The following is a 16,215-nucleotide window of genomic DNA, read 5'->3' as shown; positions in this document are numbered from 1 at the left end:
TTGCGCCGGCACCGGGTTCACAATCGCATGTCTCCTGACCGAAAGCCCACCGTGACCGTCCGCCTCCCCCGTACGCCTGCCGCCTTGTTCCTTGCCGCCCTGCTGGGGGGCTGCGCCAGTGTGGGCGTCGGTTTCGGCATCCCCGTGGGACCGGTGACCATTGGCGTGGGCGCGAGCAATGGCGGCGTGAGCCTGGGCGTGGGCGCCGGCGTGGGGCCGGTGGGCGTGGGTGTCGGGGTGGACCAGGGCGGCCGCGTGAACGCGGGCGTGGGCGTGGGCGCCAGCACCGAGATCGGCAACAGCGGCGTGCGCGCGGGCGTCGGTGTGGGCACGGGCACCACGATCTACGACCCGAACAAGCCCAACCGCTGAGGCAGGCGCTCCAACAAAAAACCCGCCGGAACCGGCGGGTTTTTTCATGGGCGCCGGGCCGGGCTCAAGCCACGGTCAGCGTGACCGGGATGTTGCCGCGCGTGGCGTTGGAGTAGGGGCAGACCTGGTGCGCCGTGTTCACCAGGTCCTCGGCCACGGCGCGGTCCATGCCGGGCAGGTGGATGGTCATGCGCACGGCGATGCCGAAGCCTTGCGGGATGGGGCCGATGTCGACCTCGGCGTCGATGGCGGCGTTGGCTGGCACGGCGATCTTCTTCATGCCCGCCACGTGCTTCATGGCGCCCATGAAGCAGGCCGAATAGCCCGCGGCGAACATCTGCTCGGGGTTGGTGCCGTTGCCGGCGCCGCCCATGGCCTTGGGCGGCGCGAGCTTGACCTCGAGCAGGCCATCGTCGGAGCGGGATGAGCCTTCGCGGCCACCGGTGGTGTGGGCGCGCGCGGTGTAGACGACTTTGTCGAGCGTGGTGGGCATGGTGGTTTCTCCAGGGTGGGTGCTGGTGACAGCGGGTGGAACGAATGGGGGTCAGGCGCTGAGCCGGTCGCGCAGTTGCCGCACGTCGCGGGTGAGGGCGATGGCCTCCTGCACGGTGCACTGCGCGGCCTGCAGCACGCACGAGGGGATGCGCGCGGCGCGGGCCTTGAGCCGGCGGCCGGCGGTTGTGAGGCGAACCAGCACGCGGCGTTCGTCCTGCGTGTCGCGCAGCCGCACGACCAGACCGATGGCCTCCAGGCGCTTGAGCAGCGGGGTGAGCGTGCCGGAATCGAGGGTGAGGCGTTCGCCCAGGGCGGAGACGCTCAGGCCGTCCTCTTCCCACAGCGCCAGCATGGCCAGGTACTGCGGGTAGGTCAGGCCCAGCTCGTCCAGCCAGGGCTTATACAGCTTGGTCATGGCCAGCGAAGCCGAGTACAGCGCGAAACACAGCTGGTGGTCGAGCTTGAGCAGGTCGCTGGTGTTGGGGGGCGTCGATGCCATGGCGGGAGTGTGGGTCGAAATTGAATTGTGTGCAATTGAATTGAGTAAAAGACAACTGCCGAAGCAGGGCCTTTCGCGCGCGGCGCGACCGAGCTTATGCGAGTGCTTTGGTGTTAACCCCTGAGGGTGTGCCCCGGCGGGGTCCGGGATCAGGCCTGAAGTGGCGCTTGCTGCATGGCCTCGATCTGTTCGCGCAGCAGGTCGACTTGGCCGCGCCAGTGGTCGCGACCGCCGAACCAGGGGAAGTTGATCGGGAAGGCCGGGTCGTCCCAGCGGCGCGCGATCCAGGCGTTGTAATGCACCAGCCGCAGGGTGCGCAGGGCCTCGATGAGCGCGAGCTCGCGCCGGTCGAAGGGGCGGAACTGCTCGTAGCCGTCGAGCAGGGCGGACAGCTGCAGGGTCTGCTGGCGCCGGTCGCCGGACAGCAGCATCCACAGGTCCTGTACGGCGGGGCCCATGCGGGCGTCGTCCAGGTCCACGAAGTGCGGGCCCGCGCCGGGCCGGCCTTCGGGTGTCCAGAGTACGTTGCCCGGGTGGCAGTCGCCGTGCAGGCGCAGGCGCGCGATGCCCTGCGGGTCGCTGTCGCCGCCGGCGCGCAGCACGGGATGGGCCTCGATGAGCGTGAGCGCTTCGTCGAGCGCGGCGCACCATTCGCGCCGCATCTCGGGGGCGATCATTTCGTGTTCCAGCAGCCAGTCGCGTGGCTCGCGCGCGAAGCTGGCGCTGTCGAGCGCGGGCCGGTGCGCGAAAGGGCGCGCGGCGCCCACGGTGTGCAGCCGCGCGAGGAAGCGGCCGATCCACTCCAGCACCTCGAGGTCGTCGAGCTCGGGCCGGCGCCCGCCGCGGCGCGGCCAGGCGCCCCAGGCGAAGCCCGCGTGGTGGTGCAGGGTGGCGCCGTCGACGGCCAGCGGCGCCACGGCCGGTACCTCGGCGGCGGCCAGCTCGGCAGCGAAGGCGTGCTCCTCGGCGATCTGCGCGTCGTTCCAGCGGCCGGGCCGGTAGAACTTGAGCACCACCACCTCGTGGCCGTCCACCGGCCGCTCCAGGTGCGCCTGGTAGACGCGGTTCTCGAAGCTGTTGAGCGTGGTCAGGCGGCCATCGCCGCGCAGGCCGATGGCGTCGAGGGCGTCGAGAACGGCGTCGGGGGTGAGTGTGTCGAAGGGGTGCGGGGTCGGCATGGTCATGCGCGATTGTCCAGGGTCGGTTCGCGGCGCTCACCTATCATCTCCGCATGCCTTCCGTTTCCCGTTCCGCCGCGCGGCCCAAGCCGGCGCAAGACCTTCACGCGCAGCTGCCCGAGCTGCGGCCGGAGCAGTCGATCGAGCTGCTCAAGGAGTTGCACATCCTCACGCGCGAGGGGCGGCTGAACCAGGACACGCGGCGCAAGCTCAAGCAGGTCTACCACCTGGTGCAGTTCATCGAGCCGCTGCTGGCGCAGGTCTTGGCCGAGCGCGGTGACGTGGCGCTGGCCGACCATGGCGCGGGCAAGTCTTACCTGGGCTTCATCCTGTACGACCTGGTGCTCAAGCCGCGCGGCCAGGGCAGCGTCATCGGTGTGGAGGCGCGCGCGGAGCTGGTGGAGCGCTCGCAGGCGCTGGCGCAGCGCCTGGGCTTCGAGCGCATGCGCTTCCTGGCCGCGACGGTGCAGCAGGCCATGCAGCACAGCGGGCTGCCGACGCGCGTGGACGTGGTGACCGCGCTGCACGCCTGCGACACGGCCACCGACGACGCGATCGATTTCGCTTTGGCGCGCCAAGCGCAGCACCTGGTGCTGGTGCCCTGTTGCCAGGCCGAGGTGGCGGGTGTGATGCGCCAGCACAAGGCCTTCGCGCTCAAACAGACGCCGCTGGCGGAGCTGTGGCGCCACCCGCTGCACACGCGCGAGTTCGGCAGCCAGATCACCAACGTGCTGCGCTGCCTGCGTCTGGAAGCGCATGGCTATGACGTGACCGTCACCGAGCTCGTCGGATGGGAGCATTCCATGAAAAACGAACTCATCCTGGCCCGTAGAATGGCCGACGATCGCCATGGCCGCCAGGAGCGCGCGCGCCAGCGATTGCTGCAGGTGCTTGATCAGTTCGGCCTGCAAGCCATGCAGACCCGATTCGCGGTCTGAGCCGCGGCGGCCCCACGGGCCGCCAGTCCATGAACCGATGGCCCCCACTCGGGGTCACGACGCCCGACGACGACCGGCCCGCGCCGGCGCCGGTCCGACGGCGTCACCGAGGAGAGCCTTTCCGTGATTCCTTCCGACATCGCCTTCCTGCTGCAGGCCATCGCCTGGCCCCTGGTGCTGCTGCTGGCCTGGTTCCTCGCCGAGTGGCTCAATGAGCGCTGGCAACTGCCGCGCGTGACCAGCTACGTGGCCGTGGGCCTGCTGGCCAGCCTGATCAACCTGCCCGGCCTCACGCCCGACATCGCGGGCCTGCCCTTCCTGGCCACGGTGGCGCTGTCGCTGGTGCTGTTCGAGCTCGGCTATCGCATCAACCTGCGCTGGTTCCGCCACAACTTCTGGGTGCTGCTGCTGGGGGTGGTCGAATCGCTGGCCACCTTCGGCGCGGTGTACTGGGCCACCAGCTGGTTCGCGCTGCCCACCGACCAGCGCCTCATCATCGCCGCGGTGTCGATGGCGGCGTCCCCCGCGGGCGTGCTGCGCGTGGCGCACGAGCTGCGCAGTTCCGGCCAGGCCACCGAGCGCGTGCTGCACCTGTGCGCCATCAACTGCCTGATGGCGGTGCTGGCGCTCAAGCTCGTGGTGGGTTACTGGACGCTGTCCACCTCGGGCGATTTCGCGCTCGCGGCCTTCGGCAGCATCCACGTGGTGGGCACGTCGATTGCCGTGGGCGCGGTGCTGGGCATGGCCATTCCCTGGCTGCTGCGGCTGCGCAATACGCACGGGCACGGCGTGACCGTGGTGTTCGCGCTGGCCGTGCTGCTGCTGACCACCGCGGCCTACGGGCTCAAGCTGTCGCCGCTGCTGGCGGCGTTGACCTTCGGCATCGTGGCGCGCGAGCGGCGCGTGCACCTCACCAGCGCGCAGCGCGACTTCGGCACCGCGGGCGACCTGCTCTCGGTGTTCCTGTTCGTGTACATCGCCTCGCTCTTGACCTGGACCGACGTGCCCACCACCTTGTTCATGGGCCTGGCCCTGATCCTGATCCGCACCGCCGTCAAGGTGTTCTGCAACGTGGCGGCGGCTCGGCTGTCGGGCATTTCCGAGCGCAAGGGCCTGCTCACGGGCCTGGCGCTCACGCCCATGTCGGCCTTCGCGATCCTGCTCATCGAGGAAACGCGGCTCTATGGCTTCGAGCCCGCGGTGCAGGTGCTGGCGGCCATGGCCGGCATGATGCTGCTGCAGGAATTGCTGGGCCCCATCGTCACGCAGCGCGCCCTGATGGCCGCGCGCGAGACCCACGTCACGAAGGAATAAGCCATGCCATTGGAAACCTTCAAGGCCTCCGACTCGCTGACCATGGGCGTGGAGCTGGAGCTGCAGCTCGTCAACAGCTACGACCACGACCTCTCCAGCAGCGCCAACGACCTGCTGGACCTGCTGGCGCGCAAGCCCTTTCCGGGCGTGGTCACGCCCGAGATGACGCAGAGCATGATCGAGATCGCCACCGGCATCCACACCCAGCACGGGCCCCTGCTGCAGCAGCTGCAGCAGATCCGCGACACCCTGGTGGCCGCCGGCGACCGGCTCAACATCGAACTGGCGGGCGGTGGCACGCACCCTTTCCAGCGCTGGTTCGAGCAGCGCATCTTCTCCAAGCCACGCTTCCACCAGCTCTCGGGCCTGTACGGCTACCTCGCCAAGCAATTCACCGTGTTCGGCCAGCACGTGCACATCGGCTGCGCCTCGCCCGACGAGGCGCTGTTCCTGCTGCATTCGCTCAACCGCTACGTGCCGCACTTCATCGCGCTGTCGGCGTCCTCGCCGTTCTCGCAGGGCGTGGACACGCTGTTCGATTCGGCGCGCCTGAACTCGGTGTTTGCCTTCCCCCTGAGCGGGCGGGCGCCCTTCGTGCTCAAGTGGGACGAATTCGCCAATGGCTACTTCACCAAGATGGAGAGCACGGGCGTGGTCAAGTCCATGAAGGACTTTTACTGGGACATCCGGCCCAAGCCCGAATACGGCACCATCGAACTGCGCGTGTGCGACACGCCCCTGACGGTGGAGCGCGCGGCCGCGCTGGCCTGCTACCTGCAGGCCCTGTGCCGCCACCTGCTGGAGCGCAGCGAGCCGCCGCCCGAGGAAGACGACTACCTCGTCTACACCTACAACCGTTTCCAGGCCTGCCGCTTCGGCCTCGACGGCATGATGGTCAACCCCAAGACGCGCGAGCAGATCAGCATCCGCGAGGACGTGCTGGCCACGCTGCGCGAGCTCACGCCGCACGCGCTGGCGCTCAATAGTCTCGCCGCGCTCGACGAAATCGAGCGCACGGCCGCCCATGCCGGCAACCACGCGAGCTTCCTGCGCAATCGCTACCGGGACAGCCGCAGCGTGGAGGCGGTGGTGCGCGCCAGCGTGGAGGCGCTGCGCCACGGGCCTTGAACGGCGCCCGGCCGACCGCGCCGGGAAACCGTGACGGGCCGCGCGGTGGGGCGCCGGGTCGAGTGCCGCTCAGGCGCGAAGGGCGACCGCTCATGGCTCGGTGCGTGATGTGCGTCACGAATCGCCTGCGGGGGGATTCCCGACAGCTGTCGGGGAACTTCCTACACGCGGGATGGTGAGGCGCCGACTTAACGCCCCCGGGGGCCATCGATACAGTTTGTTTCCAACGACGGACCCCCTGTCTCACCCGAATCCCGAAAGCCCGCCATGAACTCCTTCGCCAACCGCACCAACCCCTTCGTCCTGATGCTGGACCCGGAAGCCGTGATCAACGCCATGGAGAGCAGCCAACCGCTGCGCGGCCTGCGTGGGCGCGTCTGCCGCCCGCTGGACAAGCCGCTGATCCCCAAGCTGTTCGACACCACGATCCGCGAATTCGACGCCGCGATCGACCAGGAAGAGTTCATGGACAGCGGCTCCGAGGCCTACTTCGACGCCCAGCCGGGCCTGCACCAGGTCCATTGAACCCCAGGGCGCGGGGCGTGCCCGCGCTCAGGCCCTGATCCGGCTGGCGTAGAGCACCAGGGCCCCGTCGCCGCTGCCGCTCATGCCGACCCGGTCGATGCCGCCGCTGCCGTTCAGCGTCGCGACGCAGGTGATGGTGGGCCAACCATTGCCATAGAGGGTGACCTCATCGGTGCCCGCGAGCGCCGTCAGCTCGGCTCCGTGCGCGGCGCGCGCGTCGTATGCGGCGCTCACCACCGGCCCCCGCTGTTCGATGCCAGCGATGGGCCCCGGGCCCTGCCCTCAGCGCGCGAAACGCTTGCGCGTGAGGGCCAGCGCGAGCCAGAACGTTCCGATGGCGTAGACCACCAGGACGAGCAGGTGCAGCGCCGCGTCCGTGGGCCATTGGTCCAGGAACAGCGGGCGCACCAGCTGCACCGCGTGCGTCAGCGGCAGCAGGTCGGAGAACAGCAGCACCGGCCCGGGCAACTGCTCGCGCGGGAAGAACACGCCCGAGAGAAACATCATGGGCGTGATCACCAGCGTGAAGTAGTAGCTGAAGAAGTCGTAGCCCTTGGCCAGCGCGTTGAACACCAGCGCGATGCAGGAGAAGGTGATGCCCACGAGGCCCAGCACCGGCCAGGCCACCAGCAACTTGGGCGAGTGCGTGATGCCCAGGCCCAGCATGACCAGCAGGATCACCGTCACCGTGAACAGCGACTTGAAGCCGGCCCAGAGCATTTCGGCCAGCACCACGTCGTCCAGCCGCACGGGCGCGTTCATGATGCCGTCCCAGGTCTTTTGCACGTGCATGCGCGAGAAGGCCGAGTACAGCGCCTCGAAGGTGGCCGCGTTCATGGCGCTCATGCAGATGCTGCCGCTGGCGAGGAACAGGATGTAGGGCACCGCCACCGAGCCGCCGGGCGTGCCCATGTTCACCGTGCCCACCAGCGCGCCCAGTCCATAGCCGAAGGCCACCAGCCAGATCAGCGGTTCGGCGATGTTGGCCACCACGCTGGGCAGGGCCAGCTTGCGCCAGACCAGCAGGTTGCGCAGGAACACCGGCCACCAGCGCCAGGACAGGCGCGGCGGGGCCCAGGGATTCATGGGGGTGAGGGTGGTTGTGGTCATCAGCCGTCTTCCCTGATTTGTCGTCCGGTGAGCTTGAGGAACAGGTCCTCGAGATTGGCGGGCCGGTGCAGCGTGCGCAGCTGGTGGTGCTCGCCCAGGGCGGCCAGCAGCGGCTGCGCCTGCGCGGTGTAGAAGAACACGGTCTCGCCGCTCACCTCCACGCGCGCGGCCAGGGCGCGCAGCGGGGCGTGTTCCTCGCGCTGGGCGAGGTCCAGCGCGCCGGGGCCGTAGACCTCCACCACATCGGGCTCGAGGTGCTCGGCGATGAGCGCGCGCGGCCGGCCTTCGGCGATCTTGCGGCCGTGGTCCAGCACCAGCAGGCGCGAGCACAGGCGCTCGGCCTCGTCCATGAAGTGCGTGGTGAGCAGGATGCTCTTGCCTTGCTGCAGCAGTACCTGCAGGCGCTCCCACATCAGGTGGCGGGCCTGCGGGTCCAGGCCGGTGGTGGGCTCGTCGAGCATCAGCAGGCGCGGGTCGTTCACCAGCGCGCGCGCCAGGCTCAACCGGCGCTTCATGCCACCCGAGAGTTCGCCCGGGCGGGCCGTGGCCTTGTGCGTGAGCGCGGCGAACTCCAGCAGGCGCGGGATGCGCTCACGGATGAGCGCGTCCTTCAGGCCGAAGTAGCGGCCATAGACCAGCAGGTTCTCCGCGCAGTTGAAGTCCGGGTCCAGCGTGTCCATCTGGGCCACCACGCCGAGCTGCGCCTTGATGGCCATGGCGTCGCGCGGCATGTCCTTGCCAAAGGCGTGGATGCGCCCGCCATCGGGCGCGGTGAGGCCCAGACACATGCGGATGGTGGTGGTCTTGCCGGCGCCGTTGGGGCCGATCACGCCGAGGCATTCGCCAGGGTGGATGGCGAAGCTCACGCCGTTGACGACCGTGTTCTCGCCGTAGCGTTTGACCAGCTCGGTGGCTTCGAACAGGGGTGTGCTCATCCAAGGCATTGTGCCTGCCGCCTCAAACCCCCACGGGTTCCACTTTTACAATCCGCCACCCATGTCGCTGGCCGTCCAACTCCAATACCTTCTGCCCAAGGGGGCGCTTACCCGTCTGGCGGGCGCCTTCGCCGGCGCGCGCGCCGGCGCGCTCACCCAGTGGGCCATCCGCCGCTTCATCGCGCGCTACCAGGTGAACATGGCCGAGGCGGCGAACCCCGACCCCACCGCCTACGGCACCTTCAACGAGTTCTTCACGCGCGCCCTGAAACCCGGCGCGCGCCCGCTGGCCGACGCAGCCTTCGTCTGCCCGGTGGACGGGGCGATCAGCCAGTTGGGCCGCATCGAAGGCGACCGCATCTTCCAGGCCAAGGGCCACCACTACGACACGCGCACGCTGCTGGGCGGCGACGCGGCGCTGGCCCAGGCCTTCCAGGGCGGCAGCTTCGCCACCATCTACCTGAGCCCGCGCGACTACCACCGCATCCACATGCCGGCGGCGGCCACGCTGCGGCGCATGCTGCACGTGCCGGGCGAGCTGTTCTCGGTGAACCCGGCCACGGCCGCGGGCGTGCCGGGCCTGTTTGCGCGCAACGAGCGCGTGGTCTGCCTGTTCGACATGCCTGTGGGCGAGCGCACCGTGCCCTTCGCACTGGTGCTGGTGGGCGCCACCATCGTGGGCAGCATGGCCACCACCTGGCACGGCGTGGTCAACCCGCCGCGTCCGGGCACCGTGCGCGAATGGCGCTACGACGACGCGCCCCTCTCGTTCGACCAAGGCGCCGAGATGGGCCGCTTCCTGCTCGGCTCCACGGTGGTGCTGCTGTGGCCGCCGGACACCATCGCCCTGCGCCCCGACTGGACCGCCGCGCGCCCCGTGCGCCTGGGCGAGGCCATGGGCAGCGCGCTCTGAATCTTTCTTTCCTCGGGACATCACCATGACCACGCTCGGCACGCCGCTGTCGCCCTCGGCCACCAAAGTCATGCTGCTGGGCAGCGGCGAACTCGGCAAGGAGGTGCTGATCGCCCTGCAGCGCCTGGGCGTGGAGACCATCGCGGTCGACCGCTACGAGAACGCGCCCGGTCATCAGGTGGCGCACCGCGCGCACACCATCGCCATGAGCGACCCGGCCCAGCTCAAGGCGCTGATCGAGCGCGAGCGCCCGCACCTGGTGGTGCCCGAGATCGAGGCCATCGCCACGCCCATGCTGCAGGAACTCGAGGCCGCGGGCGTGGTGCGCGTGATCCCCACCGCGCGCGCCGCCCGGCTCACCATGGACCGCGAGGGCATCCGCCGCCTGGCGGCCGAGACGCTGCGCCTGCCGACCAGCCCCTACCAGTTCTGCGATTCCCTGCAGGAGCTGCAGGCGGCCATCGACAGCGGCATCGGCTACCCCTGCATCGTCAAGCCCGTGATGAGCAGCAGCGGCAAGGGACAGAGCAAGATCGACGGCCCCGCCGACGTGCAGAAGGCCTGGGACTTCGCCATGGCCGGCGGCCGGGTGAGTCACGGGCGGGTCATCGTCGAGGGGTTCATCCGCTTCGACTACGAGATCACCCTGCTCACGGTGCGCGCGCTGGGCGCCGGCGGCCAGGCCGAGACGCACTTCTGCGAACCCATCGGGCATGTGCAGGTGGGCGGCGACTACGTCGAGAGCTGGCAGCCGCACCCCATGAGCGCCGAGGCCCTGCGCAAGAGCCGCGAGATCGCCAAGGCCATCACCGACAACCTGGGTGGCCAGGGCCTGTTCGGCGTGGAGCTGTTCGTGGCCGGCGACCAGGTGTGGTTCAGCGAGGTCAGCCCGCGCCCGCACGACACCGGCATGGTGACCATGGTCACGCAGTGGCAGAACGAGTTCGAGCTGCACGCGCGCGCCATCCTGGGGTTGCCGGTGGACACCGCGCTCAAGAGCCCGGGCGCCAGCGCCGTGATCTATGGCGGCGTGGAGGCCCAGGGCATCGCCTTCGACGGCGTGGACGAGGCCCTGCGCGTGCCCGGCACCGAGCTGCGCCTGTTCGGCAAGCCCGAGAGCTTTCAGAAGCGGCGCATGGGCGTCGCGCTGGCGCGCGAGGCCGACGTGCAGCGCGCGCGCGAGAACGCCAAGCTCGCGGCCTCGAAGGTGAAGCCGCGCCGCGCCGCCTGACTCAGCCCCTGGCCTGTTGCGCCGCGAGCGCGACCGCTTCCCTGATGCGCTGGTAGGTGCCGCAGCGGCACAGATTGCCGCTCATGGCCGCGTCGATGGCCGCGTCGTCGGGCCGGGGATTGCTTTTGAGCAGCGCGCAGGCGCTCATGAGCTGGCCCCCCTGGCAGTAGCCGCACTGCACCACGTCCACGGCGGTCCAGGCCGCGCGCAGGGCGGCGATCTCGGGACCTTCGATGCCTTCGATGGTGGTGATGGCCTGCCCCGCGACCGCGGAGACCGGCGTGACGCAGGCGCGGATGGGCTGGCCGTTGGCGTGCACCGTGCAGGCGCCGCACAGGGCCACGCCGCAGCCGAACTTGGTGCCGGTGAGTTTCAGGTCGGCGCGCAGCACCCACAGCAGGGGCGTGTCGGGGTCGGCGTCGACGCTGAGGTCGCGGCCGTTCACATTGAGCGCGGTGGTCATGGGCGGCTCCTCAGGCGAGTTTCAGGGGCAGGCTGCGCAGGCGCTGCCCGGTGAGCGCAAACAGCGCGTTGGCCACGGCGGGCGCGATCGGCGGCACACCGGGCTCGCCCACACCCTCGGGGGAGCCGTCACCCGGCAGGATCAGGCAGTCCACGCGCGGCGCTTCGTTGAGCCGCAGGATGGGCTGGTCGTGAAAGTTGCTCTGCTGCACCTGGCCGTCGACGATCTCCACGCCGCCATGCAGCGCGGCCGACAGGCCGAACACCACGCCGCCCTCCAACTGCTGGCGGATACCCGCCGGGTTGACGGCAAAGCCGCAGTCGATGGCGCACCAGACGCGGTGCACGCGGATGGCCTTGTCGGGGCCGAGCGAGACCTCGGCCACCTGCGCGACCGTGGAGCCGAAGGAATCGTGCAGGGCGATGCCGCGCGCGGTCCGCGCGCCGTCGGGCGCGGGCGGCGAGGGGGTGCCCCAGCCCGCGGCCTGGGCGGCGGCCCGCAGCACGGCCAGCTGTTTCGGGTGCCGGCGCAGCAGCGATTCGCGAAAGGCCAGCGGGTCCTGGCCCGCCGCGTGCGCGCACTCGTCGACGAAGCCTTCCTTGAAGAAGGCCTGGTGCGAATGCCCCACGGAACGCCAGAAGCCCACCTGCAGCGGCGCGTCCACCTTGACGTGCGCGATGCGGGCGGCTGGCCACTCGTAGGCCTGGTCGAAAGCGCCCTCGCTGGTGGTCTTGTCGGGCCCGCCGCCGGGCAGGCCGAAGGCGCGCGTGAGCACCTGCGGCACGATGGCCTGGCCCGCGCTGGTGTTTTTCCAGGCGACGAGCCGCTTGTCGGCGTCGAAGCCAGCCTCGAAGCGCGCCGCGCAGGCCGGGCGGTACAGGTCGTGGCGGATGTCCTGCTCGCGGCTCCAGAGCGTCTGCACCGGATGTCCCGGCACCGCCTTGGCGATGGCGGCGGCCTGGGCGATGAAGTCCACCTCCAGCCGGCGGCCAAAGCCGCCGCCCAGCATGAGCACATGCACCGCCACGGCCTCGTCGGGCAGGCCCAGGGCCCCGGCCGCGGCCTTGCGCGCCAGCCCGGGCACCTGGGTCGACACCCACACCGTGGCCTTGTTGCCCTCGAACAGCACGGTGCAGTTGATGGGCTCCAGGGCCTCATGGGCCAGGTACGGTGCGCGGTACTCGGCCTCGATGCGCGCCGCGGCGCCTGCGAGCGCGGCGTCCACCTCGCCGGTCTCGTAGAAGGCAAAGCCCTTTTCGGTGCGCGCGGCGGCGGCGAAACCCTCGATGGCCTGCGCGCTGGAGAAGCTGGCGAGCGCGCCGTGGTCCCAGTTCACGTCCAGCTTGTCGGCCGCCTGGCGGGCGCGCCAGGGGTGGTCGGCGATCACCGCCACGCCGCCGGTGCCGCCGCGCAAGGGCTCCACGGCCAGCACGGCCTTGACGCCGCGCACCGCGCGCGCCGCGGCGTCGTCGTGGCTGTGCGCGCGGCCACCCAGGGTGGGGCACAGGCGCACGCTGGCGTACAGCAGGCCTTCGGGCAGGGCGTCGATGCCGAAGCGCGCGCTGCCATCGATCTTGCCGGGCGTGTCCAGGCGGCGCGTGGCTTGGCCGATGCGCTTGAAGCGCTCGGGCGCCTTGAGCGGCGGGTCGCGCGGCAGCGCTTGCTGCGCCGCCGCGGCGGCCAGGGCGCCGTAGCCCTGGCGGCGGCCGTCGGGCGCGATCACCTCGCCGTTCTCGGTGCCGCAGTCGGCCGCGGCGACGCCCCATTGCGCGGCGGCGGCGGCCACCAGCATCTGGCGCGCGGACGCGCCGGCCTGGCGCATGGGCAGCCACAGGTCTTTCACGCTGGACGAGCCGCCGGTCATCATCACGCCGATCTCGCGCATGGCCTTGGCGGTGAGCCAGCGCACGGCGTCGACGGCGAGGTTGTCGGTGTCGGGGTGCACCGGCAGGCCGTCGACCACGCTGGCGATGTTGTTGTAGATGGCGTCGATGGGCGACGGCTGCCAGCGCACGCGCGACCAGTCGGCGTCCAGCTCCTCGGCCAGCAGCATGCACAAGGAGGTGACCACGCCCTGGCCCATCTCGCTCTTGGCCAGCGTCACGGTGACCGTGCCGTCGCGCGCGATCCGGACCCAGCCGTTGAAGGCCACCTCGCCTTCGCCCGTGGGCAGCGGCTGCGCCGTGGTGAGGCGCTGGCGCGGTGGCATCAGGCCCCAGCCCACCACCAGGGCGCCGGCGATGCCCAGGGTGCCGAGGACGAACTTGCGTCGGGTGGTCGCCATGCGGCTTCTCCTTACTGGAAGGCCACCTCCGCGAAGCTCCTGAGCTTGCGGCTGTGCAGTTGGTCCACGCCGCCCGCGCGCAGCAGCTCCACCGCGCGGATGCCGATGCGCAGGTGCTGGTCCACGCGCTCGCGGTAGAAGTGATTGGCCATGCCGGGCAGCTTGATCTCGCCGTGCAGCGGCTTGTCGCTCACGCACAGCAGGGTGCCGTAGGGCACGCGGAAGCGGAAGCCGTTGGCCGCGATGGTGGCCGACTCCATGTCCAGCGCCACCGCGCGCGACTGCGAGAAACGCCGTTGAGGCGTGTTGTCGGGCAGCAGCTCCCAGTTGCGGTTGTCGGTGCTGGCCACGGTGCCGGTGCGCATGATGCGCTTGAGCTCGGCCGGCGGCACGCCGGTCACGTCGGCCACCGCGGCCTCCAGCGCGAGCTGGATCTCGGCGAGTGCGGGAATGGGCACCCACAGCGGCAACTCCTCGTCGAGCACGTGGTCTTCGCGCACGTAGGCGTGTGCCAGCACGTAGTCGCCCAGCTGCTGCGTGGTGCGCAGGCCGGCGCAGTGGCCCAGCATCAGCCAGGCGTGCGGGCGCAGCACGGCGATGTGGTCGGTGATGTTCTTGGCGTTGGCCGGGCCGACGCCGATGTTGACCATGGTGATGCCGCTGCGGTCCTCGCGCACCAGGTGGTAGCCGGGCATCTGCGGCAGGCGCGGCGGCGCGTGGCCCAGCTCGTCGCCGGGCCGGGCGTCCAGGCCCTTGCGCCGCGTGACCACGTTGCCCGGCTCGATGAAGGCGATGTAGGGGCTGTCGGGCTTGTCCATCTCGGCGTGGCCGAGCTTGATGAACTCGTCGATGTAGAACTGGTAGTTGGTGAACAGCACGAAGTTCTGGAACCAGTCGGGCGAGGTGCCGGTGTAGTGGCGCATGCGCTGCAGCGAGTAGTCCACGCGCGGGGCGGTGAACAGGGCCAGCGGGTGCGGATCGCCCGGGCCGGGCTCGTGGGTGCCGTTGGCGATGCCGTCGTCCATGGCCGTGAGATCGGGCAGGTCGAAGACGTCTCGCATGAAGGCGCGGCGCGTGGCGCCCATCTGGCCTTCCACGTGGTCGTGCTCGGCGAACGAGAAATGGATAGGGATGGGCTGGGTGCTGGTGCCGATCTCGATCTCGCCGCCGTGGTTGGCCAGCAGCAGGCGGAACTGCTCGCGGTAGTAGTCGCCGTACAGGTCGGGGCGGGTGAGGGTGGTTTCGTAGCGGCCCGGGCCGGCCACGAAGCCGTAGCTCAGGCGCTGGCGGCCGAGTTCGTCGGCCCCTTCGCCCAGGCGCAGGTTGCTGTGGCTCACCAGCCGCACGTAGGGGTAGCAGGCGCGCACGCGCACGTCGTGGAAATCGGCGCCACCGACGTAGTCGTGCAGGGCCTGGCGCAGGAACTCGACGCTGTGCTGGTAGATGCGGCGCACCTGATCCAGCGCGGCGTCCGGGTCGTCGAAGCGCTGGGGGGCGGTAAATTCGGGCGTTTTTTGCATGCGGCTATTGTGAAGTGAACGGCCTGAACTCCCCCGATTTGTCCCACGCGGCCGCCACCCTGGCCGTGGCGCTGGGCTGCGGCCTGCTGGTGGGCATCGAGCGCGAGCGGCGCAAGGGCGCGGGGCCGACGCGCGCCCTGGCCGGCCTGCGCAGTTTTGCGCTCACCTGCGTCACGGGCGCCGCGGCGGCGCTCACCGGGCTGAGCGGCATTGTGGTGGCGGGCGCGGCCTTCGTCGCGGGCCTGGGCCTGGTGGCCTACCTGAAGGACCGCTCCGAGGACCCTGGCGTGACGACCGAGGTGGCCTTGCTGCTGACCTACCTGGTCGGCGTGTTGAGCGCGCACAGCGCCGCGCTGGCGGCGGGCCTGGCCGTGGGCTTGACGGTGGTGCTGGCGGTGCGCGATCGGGCCCACCGCTTCGTCAATCACTGGCTGCGCGCCGCCGAGCTGCGCGACGGCCTGCTGCTGGTGGCGCTGGTGTTGCTGGGCCTGCCCCTGCTGCCCGATCGGCCGCTGTGGGGCGAGGCGCTCAATCCGCGCACCATCGGCACCTTGCTGGCCCTGCTGCTGACCCTGCAGTCGGCGGCCCACCTGGCGCGCCGGCTGCTGGCCACGCGGCACGCGGTGGCGCTGTCGGCGCTGGCCTCGGGCTTCGTGTCGAGCACCGCCACCATCGCCAGCATGGGCCTGGCGGCGCGCGAGGGCAGCGCCCCCGCGCGCGCCATGGCCGGCGGGGGCCTGCTGTCCTGCGTGTCGACGCAACTGCAGCTGCTGCTGGTGGCGGCCGCCGTGCGCCCGGCCTGGCTGCCGGTGCTGTGGCTGCCCGTGCTGGTGGCCGCCACGCTGGCGCTGGCCTGGGGTTGGTGGCTCGTGCGTGGCGAGGTCAAGGACGTGGTGGTGACGGGCGCCACCCCGCGCACCGAGGCCTTGCCGAGCGCGCGCGACGACCGCATGTTCAGTCTGGGCGGTGCGCTGGCCGTGGCGGCGCTGCTGGCGGCCGTGCAGGCCCTGGTGCACGGCCTGCAGGCCTGGCTGGGCCAGGCGGGCCTGATGGCCGGCGCCGTGGTGGGCGCCCTGGCCGATCTGCACGCCTCGGTGGCGGCGGTGTTCAGCGACGCGGCGCCCGCTGAAGGGTCTCGGCACGCGCTGATGCTGGTGCTGCTGGTGCACGCGGGCAGCAAGTCGGTCACCGCGTTCGCGTCGGGCGGCTGGGCCTACCTGCGCTGGTTGGCGCCGGGGCTGTGGCTGCACACGCTGCTGGGCGTGGCCCTGCTGGCCTGGTGGGGCTGAGGGGGCGAGCGGCCCGCCGTG

The 16,215-nt window shown here is 70.7% G+C and carries 16 protein-coding genes and 1 pseudogene; 8 read left to right on the top strand and 9 right to left on the bottom strand.

Annotation, left to right across the window (positions count from 1 at the left end):
- Positions 1-27: 27 nt before the first annotated feature.
- Positions 28-363 (top strand): annotated as a pseudogene (locus SOM08_RS18380) (hypothetical protein); the annotation flags it as partial.
- 73 nt (positions 364-436) lie between these two features.
- Here SOM08_RS18380 and SOM08_RS18375 read toward each other — a convergent pair.
- From SOM08_RS18375 to SOM08_RS18365, 3 genes are all read right to left on the bottom strand, one after another.
- On the bottom strand, positions 437-865 hold the full coding sequence (locus SOM08_RS18375; protein WP_116960803.1) for an organic hydroperoxide resistance protein: 429 nt from the start codon (positions 863-865) through the stop codon (positions 437-439).
- 51 nt (positions 866-916) lie between these two features.
- Positions 917-1,366, bottom strand: a complete 450-nt coding sequence (locus SOM08_RS18370; protein ID WP_322469469.1) for a MarR family transcriptional regulator — start codon at positions 1,364-1,366, stop codon at positions 917-919.
- 149 nt (positions 1,367-1,515) lie between these two features.
- Positions 1,516-2,550, bottom strand: a complete 1,035-nt coding sequence (locus SOM08_RS18365) for a serine/threonine protein kinase (RefSeq protein ID WP_322469468.1) — start codon at positions 2,548-2,550, stop codon at positions 1,516-1,518.
- A gap of 47 nt (positions 2,551-2,597) precedes the next feature.
- Between SOM08_RS18365 and SOM08_RS18360 the strand changes: the two genes are divergently transcribed.
- From SOM08_RS18360 to SOM08_RS18345, 4 genes are all read left to right on the top strand, one after another.
- Positions 2,598-3,482 carry a class I SAM-dependent methyltransferase gene (locus SOM08_RS18360; RefSeq protein WP_116960800.1) on the top strand — a complete coding sequence of 295 codons (885 nt, stop codon included), beginning with the start codon at positions 2,598-2,600 and terminating at the stop codon, positions 3,480-3,482.
- Between the two features lie 123 nt (positions 3,483-3,605).
- On the top strand, positions 3,606-4,796 hold the full coding sequence (locus SOM08_RS18355) for a cation:proton antiporter (protein WP_116960799.1): 1,191 nt from the start codon (positions 3,606-3,608) through the stop codon (positions 4,794-4,796).
- A gap of 3 nt (positions 4,797-4,799) precedes the next feature.
- A complete protein-coding gene (locus tag SOM08_RS18350; protein ID WP_116960798.1) occupies positions 4,800-5,924 on the top strand; it encodes a YbdK family carboxylate-amine ligase in 1,125 nt (374 codons plus the stop codon).
- Positions 5,925-6,191: 267 nt separating this feature from the next.
- Entirely contained in the window at positions 6,192-6,449 is a 258-nt protein-coding gene (locus tag SOM08_RS18345) for a hypothetical protein (protein ID WP_116960797.1), read from the top strand.
- A 27-nt stretch (positions 6,450-6,476) separates the two neighbouring features.
- Here the strand turns inward: SOM08_RS18345 and SOM08_RS18340 are convergent, their stop codons facing one another.
- The 3 genes from SOM08_RS18340 to SOM08_RS18330 are packed head-to-tail and all read right to left on the bottom strand — an operon-like array spanning position 6,477 to position 8,494.
- Complete coding sequence (locus SOM08_RS18340) at positions 6,477-6,683, bottom strand: hypothetical protein (protein ID WP_322469467.1); 207 nt, start codon at positions 6,681-6,683, stop codon at positions 6,477-6,479.
- A gap of 48 nt (positions 6,684-6,731) precedes the next feature.
- On the bottom strand, positions 6,732-7,559 hold the full coding sequence (locus SOM08_RS18335) for an ABC transporter permease (RefSeq protein ID WP_322469466.1): 828 nt from the start codon (positions 7,557-7,559) through the stop codon (positions 6,732-6,734).
- The gene (locus SOM08_RS18330; RefSeq protein WP_116960795.1) at positions 7,559-8,494 is read right to left on the bottom strand and encodes an ATP-binding cassette domain-containing protein; all 936 of its coding nucleotides are present in this window, start codon (positions 8,492-8,494) and stop codon (positions 7,559-7,561) included. The genes SOM08_RS18335 and SOM08_RS18330 overlap by 1 nt, the downstream gene beginning before the upstream one ends.
- Before the next feature lie 61 nt (positions 8,495-8,555).
- On the opposite strand from SOM08_RS18330, the gene asd reads away from it, so the two are divergent.
- Both asd and purT read left to right on the top strand, forming a co-directional pair.
- Positions 8,556-9,407, top strand: coding sequence for an archaetidylserine decarboxylase (gene asd, locus SOM08_RS18325; RefSeq protein ID WP_116960794.1), 852 nt, complete (start codon positions 8,556-8,558; stop codon positions 9,405-9,407).
- A 25-nt stretch (positions 9,408-9,432) separates the two neighbouring features.
- Positions 9,433-10,638, top strand: coding sequence for a formate-dependent phosphoribosylglycinamide formyltransferase (gene purT, locus SOM08_RS18320; protein WP_116960793.1), 1,206 nt, complete (start codon positions 9,433-9,435; stop codon positions 10,636-10,638).
- A gap of 1 nt (position 10,639) precedes the next feature.
- Here the strand turns inward: purT and SOM08_RS18315 are convergent, their stop codons facing one another.
- Genes SOM08_RS18315 through SOM08_RS18305 form a run of 3 tightly spaced genes read right to left on the bottom strand, consistent with a single transcriptional unit; the run spans position 10,640 to position 14,905 of the window.
- The gene (locus SOM08_RS18315; protein WP_322469465.1) at positions 10,640-11,101 is read right to left on the bottom strand and encodes a (2Fe-2S)-binding protein; all 462 of its coding nucleotides are present in this window, start codon (positions 11,099-11,101) and stop codon (positions 10,640-10,642) included.
- Between the two features lie 10 nt (positions 11,102-11,111).
- Positions 11,112-13,385: a xanthine dehydrogenase family protein molybdopterin-binding subunit gene (locus SOM08_RS18310; protein WP_116960791.1), complete on the bottom strand. Its 2,274-nt coding sequence runs from the start codon at positions 13,383-13,385 to the stop codon at positions 11,112-11,114.
- Positions 13,386-13,396: 11 nt separating this feature from the next.
- Positions 13,397-14,905, bottom strand: coding sequence for an AMP nucleosidase (locus tag SOM08_RS18305; protein ID WP_116960790.1), 1,509 nt, complete (start codon positions 14,903-14,905; stop codon positions 13,397-13,399).
- A gap of 38 nt (positions 14,906-14,943) precedes the next feature.
- Here SOM08_RS18305 and SOM08_RS18300 point away from each other — a divergent pair, with 38 nt between their 5' ends.
- On the top strand, positions 14,944-16,194 hold the full coding sequence (locus SOM08_RS18300; protein ID WP_322469464.1) for an MgtC/SapB family protein: 1,251 nt from the start codon (positions 14,944-14,946) through the stop codon (positions 16,192-16,194).
- The last annotated feature ends 21 nt before the right edge of the window (positions 16,195-16,215 follow it).

Origin of the sequence: Hydrogenophaga sp. SNF1 (assembly GCF_034421675.1) — a bacterium.
Classification (GTDB): Bacteria; Pseudomonadota; Gammaproteobacteria; order Burkholderiales; family Burkholderiaceae_C; genus Hydrogenophaga; species Hydrogenophaga borbori.
Note: the sequence above shows the minus strand (reverse complement) of the source record. Positions and strands in the feature narration are given on the sequence as shown.

Coding starts and splice junctions, on each gene's coding strand:
- SOM08_RS18350 (WP_116960798.1), top strand. CDS start 4,800: ATGCCATTGGAAACCTTCAAGGCCTCCGACTCGCTGACCATGGGCGTG.
- asd (WP_116960794.1), top strand. CDS start 8,556: ATGTCGCTGGCCGTCCAACTCCAATACCTTCTGCCCAAGGGGGCGCTT.
- purT (WP_116960793.1), top strand. CDS start 9,433: ATGACCACGCTCGGCACGCCGCTGTCGCCCTCGGCCACCAAAGTCATG.
- SOM08_RS18305 (WP_116960790.1), bottom strand. CDS start 14,905: ATGCAAAAAACGCCCGAATTTACCGCCCCCCAGCGCTTCGACGACCCG.
- SOM08_RS18365 (WP_322469468.1), bottom strand. CDS start 2,550: ATGACCATGCCGACCCCGCACCCCTTCGACACACTCACCCCCGACGCC.
- SOM08_RS18330 (WP_116960795.1), bottom strand. CDS start 8,494: ATGAGCACACCCCTGTTCGAAGCCACCGAGCTGGTCAAACGCTACGGC.
- SOM08_RS18370 (WP_322469469.1), bottom strand. CDS start 1,366: ATGGCATCGACGCCCCCCAACACCAGCGACCTGCTCAAGCTCGACCAC.
- SOM08_RS18375 (WP_116960803.1), bottom strand. CDS start 865: ATGCCCACCACGCTCGACAAAGTCGTCTACACCGCGCGCGCCCACACC.
- SOM08_RS18310 (WP_116960791.1), bottom strand. CDS start 13,385: ATGGCGACCACCCGACGCAAGTTCGTCCTCGGCACCCTGGGCATCGCC.
- SOM08_RS18335 (WP_322469466.1), bottom strand. CDS start 7,559: ATGACCACAACCACCCTCACCCCCATGAATCCCTGGGCCCCGCCGCGC.
- SOM08_RS18345 (WP_116960797.1), top strand. CDS start 6,192: ATGAACTCCTTCGCCAACCGCACCAACCCCTTCGTCCTGATGCTGGAC.
- SOM08_RS18315 (WP_322469465.1), bottom strand. CDS start 11,101: ATGACCACCGCGCTCAATGTGAACGGCCGCGACCTCAGCGTCGACGCC.
- SOM08_RS18360 (WP_116960800.1), top strand. CDS start 2,598: ATGCCTTCCGTTTCCCGTTCCGCCGCGCGGCCCAAGCCGGCGCAAGAC.